The sequence below is a fragment of the Janthinobacterium sp. BCJ23 genome, assembly GCF_059617945.1.
Map to the genome: position 1 here is coordinate 890,333 of NZ_JCAQAW010000001.1, position 15,553 is coordinate 905,885.

10 protein-coding genes are annotated in these 15,553 nt (G+C 64.2%); 5 read left to right on the top strand and 5 right to left on the bottom strand.

The window, feature by feature from the left end; genetic code table 11:
* Nucleotide 1: 1 nt before the first annotated feature.
* Genes kdpB through kdpF form a run of 3 tightly spaced genes read right to left on the bottom strand, consistent with a single transcriptional unit; the run spans nucleotide 2 to nucleotide 3,990 of the window.
* Nucleotides 2–2,086, bottom strand: coding sequence for a potassium-transporting ATPase subunit KdpB (gene kdpB, locus AC54AG_RS04030; RefSeq protein ID WP_496629545.1), 2,085 nt, complete (start codon nucleotides 2,084–2,086; stop codon nucleotides 2–4).
* 9 nt (nucleotides 2,087–2,095) lie between these two features.
* Nucleotides 2,096–3,901 (bottom strand): potassium-transporting ATPase subunit KdpA, encoded by a 1,806-nt coding sequence (gene kdpA / locus AC54AG_RS04035; protein ID WP_496629546.1) that lies wholly within the window; start codon nucleotides 3,899–3,901, stop codon nucleotides 2,096–2,098.
* Complete coding sequence (kdpF, locus tag AC54AG_RS04040; RefSeq protein WP_496629547.1) at nucleotides 3,901–3,990, bottom strand: K(+)-transporting ATPase subunit F; 90 nt, start codon at nucleotides 3,988–3,990, stop codon at nucleotides 3,901–3,903. The genes kdpA and kdpF overlap by 1 nt, the downstream gene beginning before the upstream one ends.
* A gap of 462 nt (nucleotides 3,991–4,452) precedes the next feature.
* Between kdpF and AC54AG_RS04045 the strand changes: the two genes are divergently transcribed.
* From AC54AG_RS04045 to AC54AG_RS04065, 5 genes are all read left to right on the top strand, one after another.
* Nucleotides 4,453–6,450, top strand: coding sequence for a DNA topoisomerase IV subunit B (locus AC54AG_RS04045; RefSeq protein WP_034746481.1), 1,998 nt, complete (start codon nucleotides 4,453–4,455; stop codon nucleotides 6,448–6,450).
* Nucleotides 6,450–8,159, top strand: a complete 1,710-nt coding sequence (locus tag AC54AG_RS04050; protein ID WP_072455025.1) for a molecular chaperone HscC — start codon at nucleotides 6,450–6,452, stop codon at nucleotides 8,157–8,159. The genes AC54AG_RS04045 and AC54AG_RS04050 overlap by 1 nt, the downstream gene beginning before the upstream one ends.
* A 12-nt stretch (nucleotides 8,160–8,171) precedes the next feature.
* Nucleotides 8,172–9,971, top strand: coding sequence for a hypothetical protein (locus tag AC54AG_RS04055; RefSeq protein ID WP_496629548.1), 1,800 nt, complete (start codon nucleotides 8,172–8,174; stop codon nucleotides 9,969–9,971).
* Between the two features lie 48 nt (nucleotides 9,972–10,019).
* Nucleotides 10,020–12,374, top strand: a complete 2,355-nt coding sequence (gene parC, locus AC54AG_RS04060) for a DNA topoisomerase IV subunit A (protein ID WP_496629549.1) — start codon at nucleotides 10,020–10,022, stop codon at nucleotides 12,372–12,374.
* A gap of 187 nt (nucleotides 12,375–12,561) precedes the next feature.
* Nucleotides 12,562–12,750, top strand: a complete 189-nt coding sequence (locus tag AC54AG_RS04065; RefSeq protein ID WP_034746472.1) for a helix-turn-helix domain-containing protein — start codon at nucleotides 12,562–12,564, stop codon at nucleotides 12,748–12,750.
* On the opposite strand, the gene AC54AG_RS04070 is transcribed toward AC54AG_RS04065, so the two are convergent.
* Both AC54AG_RS04070 and AC54AG_RS04075 read right to left on the bottom strand, forming a co-directional pair.
* Entirely contained in the window at nucleotides 12,747–13,094 is a 348-nt protein-coding gene (locus tag AC54AG_RS04070; RefSeq protein WP_034746469.1) for a hypothetical protein, read from the bottom strand. The genes AC54AG_RS04065 and AC54AG_RS04070 overlap by 4 nt on opposite strands.
* 13 nt (nucleotides 13,095–13,107) lie before the next feature.
* Complete coding sequence (locus AC54AG_RS04075; protein WP_496629550.1) at nucleotides 13,108–15,414, bottom strand: DUF8189 domain-containing protein; 2,307 nt, start codon at nucleotides 15,412–15,414, stop codon at nucleotides 13,108–13,110.
* Between the last annotated feature and the right edge of the window lie 139 nt (nucleotides 15,415–15,553).

Consider the following 15,553-nt stretch of genomic DNA (forward strand, 5'->3'; position numbering starts at 1 on the left):
TTTAGACTAAATTGAGTGCGGACAGCAGCATGTCGATCAGCTTGATGCCGATGAAGGGCAGGACGATGCCGCCCAAGCCGTAGATCAGCAGATTGCGGCGCAACAGGCTGGCAGCGCCGATGGCCCGGTATTGCACGCCTTTGAGCGCCAGCGGAATCAGCACGACGATGATCAGGGCATTGAAGATCACGGCCGACATGATGGCCGACGCGGGGCTGGCCAGGTGCATGATGTCCAGCGCCTTCAGCTGTGGATAGGTGCCCACGAAGGCGGCCGGGATGATGGCGAAGTACTTGGCGATGTCGTTCGAAATCGAGAACGTCGTCAGCGAGCCGCGCGTCATCAGCATCTGCTTGCCGATTTCAACGATTTCCAGCAGCTTGGTCGGATTCGAGTCCAGGTCGACCATATTGCCCGCCTCTTTCGCCGCCTGCGTGCCCGAATTCATGGCCACGGCCACGTCGGCCTGCGCCAGCGCTGGCGCATCGTTGGTGCCGTCGCCCGTCATCGCCACCAGGCGGCCTTCGGACTGGTAGCTGCGGATCAGTTTGAGCTTGTCTTCCGGCGTCGCTTCGGCGAGGAAATCGTCCACGCCCGCCTCGGCCGCAATCGCGGCAGCCGTCAGCTTGTTGTCGCCCGTGATCATGACGGTCTTGATACCCATGCGGCGCAATTCCGCGAAGCGCTCCTTGATGCCGCCCTTGACGATATCCTTGAGTTCCACGGCGCCCATGACCTTGCCATCGTCGACCACCACCAGCGGCGTGCTGCCGCGGCGCGCGATGTCGTCGACGGCACGCGCCACTTCATCGGGATACGGCTGGCCCAGCGCTTCCACATACTTTTTCATGGAATCGGCCGCGCCCTTGCGCAACTGGCGCACCTGCTGTTCGCCCGCGATATCGACGCCGCTCATGCGCGTTTGCGCCGTGAACGGTACGAAGGTTGCGTGCAGGCTGGCCATCTCGCGTTCGCGGATATTGAACTTCTGCTTGGCCAGCACGACGATGCTGCGCCCTTCCGGCGTTTCATCGGCCAGCGAGGCCAGTTGCGCCGCGTCGGCCAGTTGCTGCTCCGTCACGCCGGGCGCAGGCACGAAGCTCGACGCCTGGCGGTTGCCCAGGGTGATGGTGCCCGTTTTATCGAGCAGCAGCACGTCCACGTCGCCGGCCGCTTCCACGGCGCGGCCCGACGTGGCGATCACATTGGCCTGCATCATGCGGCTCATGCCGGCCACGCCGATGGCGGACAGCAAACCGCCGATGGTGGTCGGAATCAGGCACACGAGCAGCGCGATCAGCACCGTGATCGTCACGGGCGTGCCAGTGCCAGCCGCCGCCACGGAAAACAGCGAGTATGGCAACAGGGTCACGGTGACGATCAGGAAGACAATCGACAGGGCCACGAGCAGAATCGTCAGGGCGATCTCGTTCGGCGTCTTCTGGCGCTTGGCTCCTTCGACCATGGCGATCATGCGGTCGATGAAGGCTTCACCGGGGTTGACGGAAACGCGCACCAGCAGCCAGTCCGACAGCACGCGGGTGCCGCCCGTCACGGCGGAAAAGTCGCCGCCCGACTCGCGGATGACGGGCGCCGATTCGCCCGTGATGGCGCTTTCATCGACGGAAGCCACGCCGGCCGTCACTTCGCCGTCGGCGGGAATCACGTCACCGGCTTCGACCAGCACCGTCATGCCCTTGCGCAGGTCGGTGGCCGGCGTGGGCAGCCAGGAGGTGCCGTATTTCGGCGTTTGCATTTTCTTTGCCATCACCGTCTGCTTGAGGGCGCGCAGCGAGGCCGCCTGCGCCTTGCTGCGGCCTTCGGCCAGCGCTTCGGCGAAGTTCGCGAACAGCACGGTAAACCACAGCCACACGGCGACGGCGACGATGAAGCCGAATGGCGCTTCACCCTGGCCGCCGCTGATCCCGGCCTGGATGGCCAGCAGGGTCGTGATGATGCTGCCCACGTAGACGACGAACATCACGGGGCTGCGCCACTGCGTGCGCGGGTCGAGTTTTTTGAACGCATCGACGACGGCGGGGCCGATCAGTGCGGAATCGAACAAAGTCAGGCTTGTGCGTGACATGGTAGCCTCTTATTTGATGAAAAGTTGCAGGTGTTCGACGATCGGGCCCAGGGCCAGCGCGGGAACGTAATTCAATACACCGACGAGCACGACAACGCCGATCAGCAGGCCGATGAACATGGGGCCGTGCGTGGGCATGGTGCCGGCATTGGCCGACAGGCGCTGCTTGCCTGCCAGCGAACCGGCCACCGCCAGCACGGGCACGATCACGCCGAAGCGGCCAAACCACATGGCGATCGCCAGCATCACGTTGTAGAACGGCGTGTTGGCGGACAGGCCGGCAAACGCGCTGCCGTTGTTGTTGGCGGCCGATGTGAACGCGTACAGGATTTCGGAAAAACCATGCGCGCCCGGGTTGGCCACGCCGATCTTGCCCGGTTCGACCATCACGGCGATCGCCGTGCCCGTCAGCACCAGGGCTGGCGTGATCAGGATGGCCAGCGAGACCATCTTCATTTCATAGGCCTGGATTTTCTTGCCCAGGTATTCAGGCGTGCGGCCTATCATCAGGCCGGCGATGAAGACGGCCAGGATGGCGAACATCAGCATGCCGTACAGACCCGTGCCCACGCCGCCGAAAATCACTTCGCCGAACTGCATCAGCAGCAGCGGCACCATCCCGCCCAAAGGCATGTAGGAGTCGTGCATGGAGTTGACGGCGCCGCACGATGCGGCCGTCGTCACCGCCGCGAACAGGGTCGAGGAGCTGATGCCGAAGCGCGTTTCCTTGCCTTCCATATTGCCGCCCGATTGCAGGCTGCTGGCCTGCTGGTCCACGCCCAGCGCTTGCAAGGATGGATTGGCTTGCTGCTCGGCGCTCATCACGCCGGCCGTCATGAGGACGAAGATCACAGTCATGGCGGCCAGCACTGCCCAGCCCTGGCGCAGGTCGCCCACCATGCGGCCGAAGGTGAAGCACAGGCCGGCGGGAATGATGAAGATGGCCAGCATCTGCAGGAAGTTCGACAGGACGGTCGGGTTTTCATACGGGTGCGAGGAATTGGCGTTGAAGAAGCCGCCGCCATTCGTGCCCAGCAGCTTGATCGATTCCTGCGACGCGACGGGGCCCATTGCGATCGTCTGCGTCGCCGCCACTTGCGCTTCCATCACGGGCTTGCCGGCCGCATCCAGCACGGGCTGGCCGTCGGCTGTCACCTTCGGCGTTTCATACGCCACGTGATCGAGCAGGGTCACTTCCTTGTAGGCGGAAAAATTCTGGATCATGCCTTCGCCCATGAAGACGACGGACAGGGCCAGCGACAGCGGCAGCAGGATGTACAGGGTCGAGCGCACGAGGTCGACCCAGAAATTGCCGATCGATTTGCCCGAGCGCGAGGCGAAGCCGCGCACCAGCGCGAAGATCACGGCGATGCCGGTGGCAGCCGAAAAGAAGTTCTGGCATGCCATGCCCAACATCTGGGTCAGGTAGCTCATGGTCTGTTCGCCGCCGTAGCCCTGCCAGTTGGTATTGGCGACGAAGCTGACGGTGGTATTGAACGAGGAATCGGGGCTGACGGCGCCCAGGCCCTGTGGATTCAACGGCAAGAAGCCCTGCAGGCGCTGCAGGCCGTAGACGAAGACGGCGCCCACGGTATTGAAGACGATCAGGGCGATGGCATAGCTTTTCCAGCCCATGGCCTTGTCGGCGGGCAGGCCGGACCAGCGGTACAGCAGGTTTTCCAGCTTTTGCAGCCAGCCCAGGCCGCGCACGGGCGCATCGCCGGCCACCTTGGCCATGTACAGGCCCAGCGGATAGCAGGCGGCCAGCAGCACGGCCAGGAAAGCCACCAATAACAGTATCGATTGCGTCGTCATCACAGTTCCTCCGCCTTCAGCAGCGCCACCAGCAGGTACACGAGCAAACCAGCCGAGACGATGGCGCCCAGCACATAAAACGCGTTCATTTGACGCTCCCTAATTTGTCGCAGGCGACGGCGAAGCCGGCCGCCAGGACGAAAAACACGGCAATCAAGCCGAGATACACGAGATCCATTCCCACCCTCATTCAGGTTTGTTTTGATAGTGAGCAGATTAGCCAAAAGGGTCTAAAAAATTCGTAAAGACTGGGGAGGTGCATGTAAACAAGATGTAAAAACGGGGGCTTTACCGCATAAAATCCAGCACAATTGGCGCAAAACCACGCCTGAGGCGCACTGTTGTTGCCCTGGAGTAGCGCTATTGCTCGCGGGACAAGATAGAATGCGCGAGCGTCCGCACAAGGACGCCTGGCCTGCCGCACTGCCCTCCCCCAGTGACGCTGGACGGGATATACTGTATATTCATACAGTTATCGCCGCCGCTGTCATTGCGCCCGCAGTGCCCTGGCCTGGCGTTCCAACCACTGTCTTTACTTAGCTTGAACACGTATGGCCACTAAAAAACCAGCATCCGACTACAGCGAATCATCCATCCGTGTCCTGAAGGGACTGGAACCCGTCAAGCAGCGCCCGGGGATGTACACCCGCACTGAAAATCCGCTGCACATCATTCAGGAAGTGATCGACAATGCCTCCGATGAGGCGCTGGGCGGTCATTGCACGCACATCGCCGTCACGCAAAACACGGATGGCAGCATCACCGTGGAAGACAATGGCCGCGGCATTCCCGTCGGCCTGCACCCGGAAGAAGGCGTGCCGACCGTGGAAATCGTGTTTACAAGGCTGCACGCGGGCGGCAAGTTCGACAAGGGTTCGGGCGGCGCCTACGCGTTCTCGGGCGGCTTGCACGGTGTCGGCGTGTCCGTCACCAATGCGCTGTCGACGCGCCTGGAGATCACCGTCTGGCGCAAGGAAAGCGACGGCAACGGCTTGCACCACATGGTGTTTGCGAATGGCGACGTGATCGAGCCATTGAATTCCCGCCCCGCCCCGCGCGACGGCAAGAAGTCGGGCACGCGCGTCACGGCCTGGCCCGATGCAAAATACTTTGATTCGCCGAACATCTCGCAAACGGAGCTGCAACGCCTGCTGCGCTCGAAAGCCGTGCTGCTGCCGGGCGTCACCGTCACCCTCACCAACGCGAAAACGGGCGACACGCAGACGTGGCAGTACGCGGAAGGCTTGCGCGGCTACCTGACCGAAACGCTGGCGCAGGTATCGAATGGCGAAACCCTGATTCCCCTGTTCGAGGGCGCGCAGTACGCGGGCCCGGATTCGGAAGGCTTTGCCGAAGGCGAAGGCGCGGCCTGGGTGGTGGCGTGGACGGAAGAAGGCGCCATCGTGCGTGAATCGTACGTCAATCTGATCCCCACCTCGAATGGCGGCACGCACGAATCGGGCTTGCGCGACGGCCTGTTCGGCGCCGTGAAAAACTTCGTCGAAATGCACTCGCTGCTGCCGAAAGGCGTGAAGCTGCTGCCGGAAGACGTGTTCGCGCGCGCTTCGTTCGTGCTGTCGGCCAAGGTGCTGGACCCGCAATTCCAGGGCCAGATCAAGGAACGCCTGAACTCGCGCGACGCCGTGCGCCTCGTGTCGACCTTCACCAAGCCGCCGCTGGAACTGTGGCTGAACCAGCACGTCGACTACGGCAAGAAGCTGGCCGAACTCGTGATCAAACAGGCGCAGTCGCGCCAGCGTTCGCTGCAAAAAGTGGAAAAGAAAAAATCGTCGGGCGTCGCCGTCCTGCCCGGGAAGCTGACCGACTGCGAATCGTCGGACATCGCGCGCAATGAACTGTTCCTCGTCGAGGGTGACTCGGCGGGCGGTTCGGCCAAAATGGGCCGCGACAAGGAATTCCAGGCGATTCTGCCCCTGCGCGGCAAGGTCTTGAACTCGTGGGAGACGGACCGCGACCGCCTGTTCGCCAATAACGAAATCCACGATATCGCCGTGGCCATCGGCGTCGATCCGCACAGCGTGGGCGATACACCCGACCTGTCCGGCCTGCGCTACGGCAAGATCTGCATCCTGTCCGATGCGGACGTGGATGGCTCGCACATCCAGGTATTGCTGCTGACCTTGTTCTTCAAGCACTTCCCGGTCCTGATCAACAAGGGCCACATCTGCATCGCCCGCCCGCCTTTGTACCGGGTCGATGCGCCCGCGCGCGGCAAGAAGCCGATCCAGAAAATCTACGCGCTCGACGACGGCGAGCTGGTGGCCATCGAAGACAAGCTGCGCAAGGAAGGCGTGAAACAGGGCGCCTGGTCGATCTCGCGCTTCAAGGGCCTGGGCGAGATGAACGCCGAGCAGCTGTGGGAAACGACGATGAACCCGGACACGCGCCGTTTGCTGCCCGTGACCTTGGGTGAAGTCGATCACATGGCTTCGGCCTTGCGCTTCAATATGTTGATGGGCAAGGGCGAAGCGGCCGGACGCCGCGCCTGGATCGAAGAACACGGCAATGAGGCGGAGGCGGATATCTGATGATCATCGGCATCGACCTGGGCACCACCAACAGCCTGGTCGCCATCTGGCGCGACGGCAAGGCTTCCATCATCCCGAATGCGCTCGGTGAACACCTGACGCCATCATGCGTGAGCATCGATGACGACGGCACTGTGCTCGTGGGCCGCGCGGCGCGCGAGCGCCTGCAGACGCACCCGCAGCTGACGGCGGCCGTCTTCAAGCGCTACATGGGCAGTGAAAAGAAGATCGCCCTCGGCACGCAGCAATTCCGCCCGGAAGAACTGTCGTCGATGGTGCTGCGCGCGCTGAAGGAAGATGCCGAAGCCTTCCTAGGCCACAAAGTCGAGGAAGCCATCATCACCGTGCCCGCGTATTTCAGCGATGCGCAGCGCAAGGCCACGCGCATCGCGGGCCAGCTCGCGGGCTTGCGCGTGGAACGCCTGCTCAACGAGCCGACGGCCGCCGCGCTGGCCTATGGCATCCGCGACAAGGAACAGGAAAGCAAATTCCTCGTCTTCGACCTGGGCGGCGGCACGTTCGACGTGTCGATCCTCGAGCTGTTCGAAGGCGTGATGGAAGTGCGCGCCTCGGCCGGCGACAATTTCCTCGGCGGTGAAGACTTCGTCACCGTGCTGGTCGACGCCTTCCTCGAAGGCAGCGGCCTGCGCGACGCCGTCGGCAGCCGCCTGCTCGACCCGCGCCAGCAACAGCTGCTGCGCGATGAGGCCGAGCGCGTCAAGCGTTTGCTGTCGGAGCAGCCGTCCGTGCGCATGGCCACGCGCTACCAGGACAAAGAATACAGCTGGGAGATCGGCGAAGACAAGCTGGCGCAATTGTGCGAGCCCCTGCTGGCCCGCCTGCGCCTGCCAGTGGAACGGGCGCTGCGCGACGCCACCATCCGCGCCGCGGAATTGAATGAAGTGGTGCTGGCTGGCGGCGCCACGCGCATGCCGCTGGTGCGCAAACTCGTGTCGCGCATGTTCGGCCGCTTCCCCGCCATCCACCTGGACCCGGACGAAGCCGTGGCGCTGGGCGCCGCCGTGCAGGCGGGCCTGAAAATGCGCGACGCGGCCCTCGACGAAGTGGTCATGACGGACGTGGCGCCATACTCGCTGGGCATTTCCATTTCGCGCCAGGTCGGTGCGAACCAGTATGAAGGCGGCCATTACCTGCCCATCATCGAGCGCAACTCCGTGGTACCCGTCTCGCGCACGGAAAACATCACCACCATCTACGACAACCAGAAGGAAATCAACGTGGCGATCTTCCAGGGCGAATCGCGCCTGGTGGCCGACAACGTCTTCCTCGGCAAGATCAGCTTCCCGATCCCCGCGAAAAAAGCGGGCGAGATCGGCATCGACGTGCGCTTCACCTATGACATCAGCGGCGTGCTGGAAGCGGAAGTGACGGTGCTGGCCACGCAGGAACGCCACAAGATGATCATCAGCGACAACGCGGGCGTGATGACGCCGGAACAGATCGAGCAGCGCTTTGCGGAACTGGCCGACCTGAAGATCCACCCGCGCGAGCAGCTGGAAAACCGCACCCTGGTCACGCGCGCCGACCGCCTGTACGAACAGTCGCTGGGCGACGTGCGCCAGTATCTGGCTGCGCACACGGCCAACTTCCAGGCCGCGCTGGAAACGCAGGACCCGAACACCATCCGCAAGGCCCGCCAGGCATTGGATGACGTGTTGCGCCAGGTCGAGAGCGAGAGCTTCCTGTAAATGGACGGCGGCATGGACAAGGGACAGCGCAGCCTGTGGACAATCCTGGGCACGGAGCCGACGGGCGACGAGCGCGCGCTCAAACGCGCGTATGCGAAGCGCCTGAAGGTGACGCGCCCCGAAGACGATCCTGCCGCCTTCCAGGAGCTGCGCGACGCATATGAATACGCGCTGCGCCATGCGCACCTGTTTGCCGAGGAGTTTCCGGAAGCGCAAGAGGTCGAAGCGCCAGAAGCGCCGGCCATCGAAGCGGCCGAGCTGTGGGGCGTGATCGACGAACCCGCGCAGGAAGCGCAGGAACCGCCTGCGGAACTGTGGGGCGTCATTGCCCAGGAGCCCGCACCGCCGCAGGAACTATGGGGTGTGGTCGCCATCGATCCGGCACAGGAAGCGGCCAGCCTGTGGCAGGCATTCCTGGAACAGTCGCGGCATGCGGATGCCAGCGAGGTACTGGCCGGCATCCTGCAGGACGACGCCATGCTCAACCTCGACGTGCGCGAGGAATTCGACCTGTGCGCGCTGCGCTACTGCGCCAGCGCCGGCTATGACCTGGCGCTGCGCCAGGCCCTGTTCGAGCAACTGGGCTGGGACCGCGATTTTTCCTACCTGGCGCGCAGCCATGGGGATCTGGTGCGCAGCGCCGTGCAGCGCTACCGGGCCGACCGCTCGTTCGCCCACTTCAGCGACAACCGCGACAGCTACCCGGGCCTCGATTGCATCATGTCGCAGCAGCCGCCTTCGGCCTACGCGCGCCAGCTGTTCGACCAAAAATTTACGCTGCAGCTGCGCGAACTGCTGCAAACGATACGCTGGCAGCACGGCGAGATGCTCGCTTACAAACTCGATACGGACTTGTTCGAACGGTGGGAACACGCCGTCCATGCGAAGCGCTACTTCAAGCAGACGGCACTGGCCTCGGGCGGCCTCGGTTTCGTGCTGCACTTCATGCTCGCGGGCGTGCTCGATGCGGCCGGCTTCAAGCTCGGCGACACGGCGGCCTATGCCAGCCTGCTGGGCTTCCAGGCGCTGGCCTTTTCCCTGCTGGCCATGCATGCCTTGCGCTGGTCGGCGTCCCTGTTCACGCGGCTCGACTCGCTGCAGGAAGCGCTGCAGGAACGCCTGCCCATGCTGTGGCAGCGGCCCGGCTTGCGGCAACTGGGCTGGATCGCGCCCTACCTTGTACTGGCCTTGCTGCTGTTCCTGCCCGAGCGCAGCGAGACCATGCGCCTAGTCACTGCGGCAGGCTTGTGCGCGTCGGCCCTGCTCGCGTATGCGATGAACCGCCAGCTGCTGCATGGCATGCTGCTGCTCCTGTGTCTGGGCCTGTCGCTGTTCGCGGCCATGTTCATGAGCGGCAAAGGCCCGTCGGCACTGGCCATCGGCGATGCCATGCCGATGATGTTCTGCCTGGCGGCGCTGGCCCTGCGCTGCGCCACCGGCCTGTATGGCGATTGCGGCTGGCGCGAATCGCTCTTGCCCCGCCTGCGCGTCGCATGGCTGATCGGCTGCGCGGGCTTGCTGTTGCAACTGTATTTGCAATTGCTGCCGGCCGCCCTCGTCGGCGCCGCGCTGTATGCCTGGTCGTGCGCCGGCTTGCTGTTTTCCCCCACCGATTTCAAATGGAAGACGATCTGGCCGGTGGTGCTGGTACCGTCCCTCGCCAGCGTCGTGCTGGCCGGCCATGCCCCGGCCATCCGCGCCATGCCGATGATGGATCACAGCGTCGAACTGGCCCTGGCCGTGCTGTATCTGACTTTGCGCTATATGTATCTGACGTACGGCAAGTCCTTTTCCAAATCCGGGCTGTCATAATCAGCCCCACGAATTCAACCGCAACCACTCAACACCGAAACAAGCGCCATGTCCACACAAACGAATTTATTTGACGATGCCCAGCCTGAGCCGATCGAGCCGGATGAACCGGTATTCGACGGCGAAGCGCTGACCCTGTCCACCTTTGCCGAGCGCGCCTATCTCGATTACGCCATCTCCGTCGTCAAGGGCCGCGCCCTGCCCGACGTGTGCGACGGCCAGAAGCCCGTGCAGCGCCGCATCCTGTATGCGATGAATGAGCTGGGCCTGAACTCCACGGCGAAGCCGCGCAAATCGGCGGCCGTGGTCGGCGACGTGCTCGGTAAATTGCATCCGCACGGCGACCAGTCCGTGTACGACGCGCTGGTGCGCATGGCGCAGGATTTCTCGCTGCGCTACCCGCTGATCGACGGCCAGGGCAACTTCGGCTCGCGCGACGGCGACGGCGCGGCGGCCATGCGTTACACGGAAGCGCGTCTGACGCCGATCGCCAAGCTGCTGATGGATGAAATCGGCATGGGCACGGTGGATTTCCAGCCCAACTACGACGGTTCGACGGAAGAACCGAAGCTGCTGCCGGCGCGCCTGCCGATGGTGCTGCTGAACGGCGCCTCCGGCATCGCCGTGGGCCTGGCGACGGAAATCCCGTCGCACAACCTGGCCGAAGTGGCGAAAGCGGCCGTCGCCATGATCCGCGATCCGAAGATGACGCACGCCGAGCTGATGGCCATCGTTCCCGGTCCCGACTTCCCCGGCGGCGGCCAGATCATCACGCCGCCATCGCAAATCCAGGACATGTACGCGAGCGGCCGTGGCAGCATGAAGGTGCGCGCGCGCTGGAAGATCGAAGAGCTGGCGCGCGGCCAGTGGCAAGCCGTCGTGACGGAACTGCCACCCGGTACTTCCTCGCAAAAGGTGCTGGAAGAAATCGAGGAGCTGACGAATCCGAAGATCAAGCTGGGCAAGAAGGCGCTGTCGCCGGACCAGGTGGCCCTGAAAGCGCTGATCCTCAATTCGCTCGACACCATCCGCGACGAATCGGGCCGCGCCGCCCCCGTGCGCCTCGTGTTCGAGCCGAAGTCGAAGAACCAGGACCAGACGGAATTCATGCTGATGCTGCTGGCGCACACGTCGCTGGAATCGTCGACCTCGATCAACCTGGTGATGATAGGCGGCGACGGCCGTCCACGCCAGAAAGGCCTGGGCGACATCCTGCGCGAGTGGATCGACTTCCGCTTCGAGACCGTCACGCGCCGCACCGGCTACAAACTGGGCAAGGTCAAGGACCGCATCCATATCCTGGAAGGGCGCGAAGCGATCCTGCTCAATATCGACAAGGTGATCCAGATCATCCGCAATTCGGATGAACCGAAGGCGGCGCTGATCGACGCGTTCAAGCTGTCCGAGCGCCAGGCCGACGACATCCTGGAAATCCGCTTGCGCCAGCTGGCGCGCCTGGAAACGATCAAGATCCAGCAGGAGCTGGCCGAGCTGCGCAAGGAAGAAAAGTCTCTGCAAGACCTGCTCGACAATCCGGGCTCGATGAAGCGCGCCATCATCCGCGAAATCGAAGCGGATGCCAAGCAGTTCGGCGACGCGCGCCGCACCCTGATCGAAGAAGCGCAAAAAGCCGTGGCGGAACAGAAGGTGGTCGATGAACCGGTCACCGTCATCATTTCGGAAAAAGGCTGGGTGCGCGCGCGTACCGGCATCGGCCACGATGCGGCACAATTCACGTTCAAGGCCGGTGACAGCCTGCATGGCGCCTTCGAATGCCGCACGGTCGACACCCTGCTGGGCTTTGGCAACAACGGCAAGATTTACTCGGTTCCCGTCTCGGCGCTGCCCAACGCGCGCGGCGACGGCGTGCCGATCACGACCTTGTGCGACCTGAGCGGCGGTACCCCGGGCAATGCCGTGCGCATCTTGCACTACTTTGCGGGCAATGGCGCCACCAATTTGCTGCTGGCGTCGAGCGCCGGCTACGGCTTCATCGCCAAGGCGGGCGACATGGTCAGCCGTCTGAAAGGCGGCAAGGCCTTCATCACCCTCGATGACGGCGACGTGCCGCTCGAACCGAAGGTCATCGCCGAAGCGGCCAGCGCCCTGGCCTGCCTGACGGAAGGCGCGCGCCTGCTGGTGTTCGGCCTCGATGAAATGAAAACCCTGTCCAAGGGCGGCACCGGCGTCAAGCTGATCGACCTCGATGCCAAGGACAAGCTGCTGGCAGTGCAGCCGATCACCCAGCGTGGCGTGGTCGTCTCCGGCATCGGCCGGGCGTCGAAACCGCAGGATGCGTCGCTGGGCGCCACGGCCCTGGCCGACCACTTCGGCAAGCGCGCCAAGAAAGGCAAGGCGCTGGCGGCCAAGCTGAAACCGGTGTCAATGGCGGCCATCGGCTGATCACCATCGCGCCACACGAAAAGACAGGTTCGCCTGTCTTTTTTTTCGTCTATCGCAGCGTATCGAAGCAGGAAAAATAGTTTTACAGATACGCCCCGTGCTCCCGTTATCCCTGCAGGCATGCCACCGGCATGCCGCCCACGGACAGGAGAACAGCGATGACAAACAACGTTTCAGGCAGGCCGCCATGCAGCGTTTGACACCGGCCGAGCGGCTGGTCGCGGCCATGGCGGCCGAAGGCTTGCCCTACAAAAGCATCGCCAGGGAACTGGGCAAGTCGCCGGCCACCGTGCGCAACCAGCTGCACGCGATTTATCAGAAGCTGGACGTGGGTAACCGCACGGCGCTTGCGCACAAGCTGCGCGGCCAGCCTTAGCGCCGCGACAGGCGCAGCACGTCGGGCGTCGCTTCGACGATATCGATCACGTCCTGTGCCCCGGCGCCATCACCGAGCGCATAGCGGCCCATGCCCAGGGGTACAAGCCGGGTCACGGGGCCGGCGCGGGGCCGGTCGTCGGGGCCGGGCGCCATCGGCGTCAAGGTCGCCGCCCCTTGCGCCATGGCGCCGGCGGGCGCGCCGAATTCGAGCACCTTGCGCCCCTTGCGGCTGGGAGGAAAGACGAACGTGGCCGTGGGCCGGTACACCTCGATGCCGTCCGCATCCTCCTCGAACGAGTGCGTCCAGCTGCCGCTGGGCAGTGCCGTTGTCATGCCATGCATGGCGATCCCTCCCTCAAAAGCACGATACCACGCCGCCCAGGTTTTCATAGCCCGTCACGGAGGGCGACCAGGCCGTGCCGTTCCACGCCTTGTGGAACAGCGCGCCATTCGTGCCCGTGACAAACACGTCGAGGCGGTCCGACGCCCAGGCCGTGGCGCGCGGACGCGAAGTACACACGCCGCCCAGGTTATCAAAGCCGCTCAGGGAAGGCGACCAGGCCGTGCCATTCCAGGCCTTGTGATACAGGGCGCTGTCCGTGCCGATGACGAACAGGTCGAGCCGGTCCGGCGCCCACGACACGGCTTCCACCTCGCCCACGCAGATACCGCCCAGGCGCTCGAAACCATCGTTGGAAGGCCCCCATTTCGCGCCATCCCACCATTTATGGTACAGCGCGCCGTCGGTACCCGTGACAAAGACGTCGAGGCGGTCCGGTCCCCACGCCACGGCCTTCGGCGACGAGGTGCAGATGCCGCCCAGCCGTTCATAGCCCGTCAGCGACGGTCCCCAGGCCGTGCCGTCCCACCACTTGTGGTACAGGGCCCGGTCCATGCCGACGACGAAGACATCGAGGCGGTTCGGCCCCCAGGCCACAGCTTCCGGCTGGCCCAGGCAGATGCCGCCCATGGCTTCGTACCCGGTCAGCGACGGCCCCCAGGCCGATCCGTTCCACCATTTGTGATACAGGCCGCGGTCCGTGCCGACGACAAACACGTCGAGGCGGTTCGGCCCCCAGGCCACGGCGCGCGGGTCGCCCACGCACAGGCCGCCCATCGCTTCATAGCCGGTCAGTGACGGTCCCCATGCCGTGCCGTTCCACCACTTATGGAACAAGCCGCTGTCGGTGCCCGTGACGAACACGTCGAGCCGGTTCGGCCCCCACGACACCACTTGCGGCGCACTGGTGCAAATGCCGCCCTGGGCTTCATAGCCGCTGACGGATGGCGCCCAGGCCGTGCCATTCCAGGCCTTGTGATACAGGGCGCGGTCCATGCCAACGACGAAGACATCGAGGCGGCTTGCCCCCCAGGCCACGACGGGAGAGGAGCTTTGGCGCGGCGTGGCGCCTGCGCCAGTACCGCCCGTGCCGATGCTGGCGCGCGGGCCATCGAGGCAAGCCTGCATGCGCGCCACCTGGCCCGCCGTGAACATGAACATGGCGGGATCGTCGACGTAATCCATGTAGTTCATGAACATGTCGCCATTCGGTCCGTTATTGCACGACACCTGGGGAAACGAAGGCTGGCCCGTGTTCGGCCCGCCCTGGTTCGGCGTGTCGGCCACGTTGTCCGTGCCCGAGCATCCGGTGCCGTCGTCGCCCCAGATATGGTTCAAATTCAGCCAGTGGCCGATTTCATGCGTGGCCGTGCGGCCCAGGTGAAACGGCGGCGCCGCCGTGCCCGTCGTGCCAAAGGCCGATTGCAGGATCACCACGCCATCGGTGGCGGCCGGGCCGCCGGGAAACTGCGCGTAACCGAGCAAGCCGCCACCCAACTGGCATACCCAGATATTCAGGTAACTGTCGGCCGGCCAGGCATCCATGCCACCCGTCGCCTGCGACTTGACGGCATCGTCCGCGCCAAACGAGGCTAGCGTCGTCTGGCGCCGCTCGATGCCGCTGGTGGCCGCGCCATGCGGATCGGTCGTGGCCAGCGCAAACTCCACGCGCGCATCAGCCGTCAGCGGCAGGAATGGCGCCGGCGTGCTGTTGACATCGGGATTCACACGCCGGAAGTCGCGATTGAGCACATCGATCTGGCTGGCGATCTGCGCATCCGAGATATTCTGCTCGGCCGTATTCCACACCACGTGCACCACCACCGGAATGTGCGTCACGCCGGAACGCCCGGCAATGCTGGCGTCGCCCTCGTACAGTCCCGCCAGGTTTTCAATATCGGCGCGCACGTTCGCGTACGACGGATCTTCGGTGAGCAGGCGGCGATGCACGTCCATCGTGGCGCAGGTGCGCTTCTGCGGAGTGCCGCCCCCCTGCCCGCCGCCCTGTCCTCCATCACCGCCCATGCCGCCACTCCCGCCACCATCGCCACCCATGTCACCGCCAACGCCCACCTGCATGCAACTGGCGCCCGCCATGCCCTGCGATGGCTGCTGCATGCCGCCGCCCGGCATGGCGCCGGCATCCACGGCCGCCGCGCCCTGGGTGAGCGCCGCCTGGTCCGCGTACGACACGCCCAGGCGCGACCCCGGCATGGCATCCGCCGCCTGGGCATCGGCCTGCACATCGCCCTCGACCGGCATGGCTGGCATGCTTTCGGCCGAACTGGTGGCCGGCGTTTTTTTCGTTTTAGCGGTGCTCATGATGTCTCCTTCGTCTATGTGCCAATTCACTATGGCACGGCGAAAAGAGGAGCACTTGCGCGAGATCAAGACTGGCAAGCGGTGCCAGGCAAAAGTGGCGGACGAAAAAAAAGACAGCCGAAGCTGTCTTTTTGGCTTG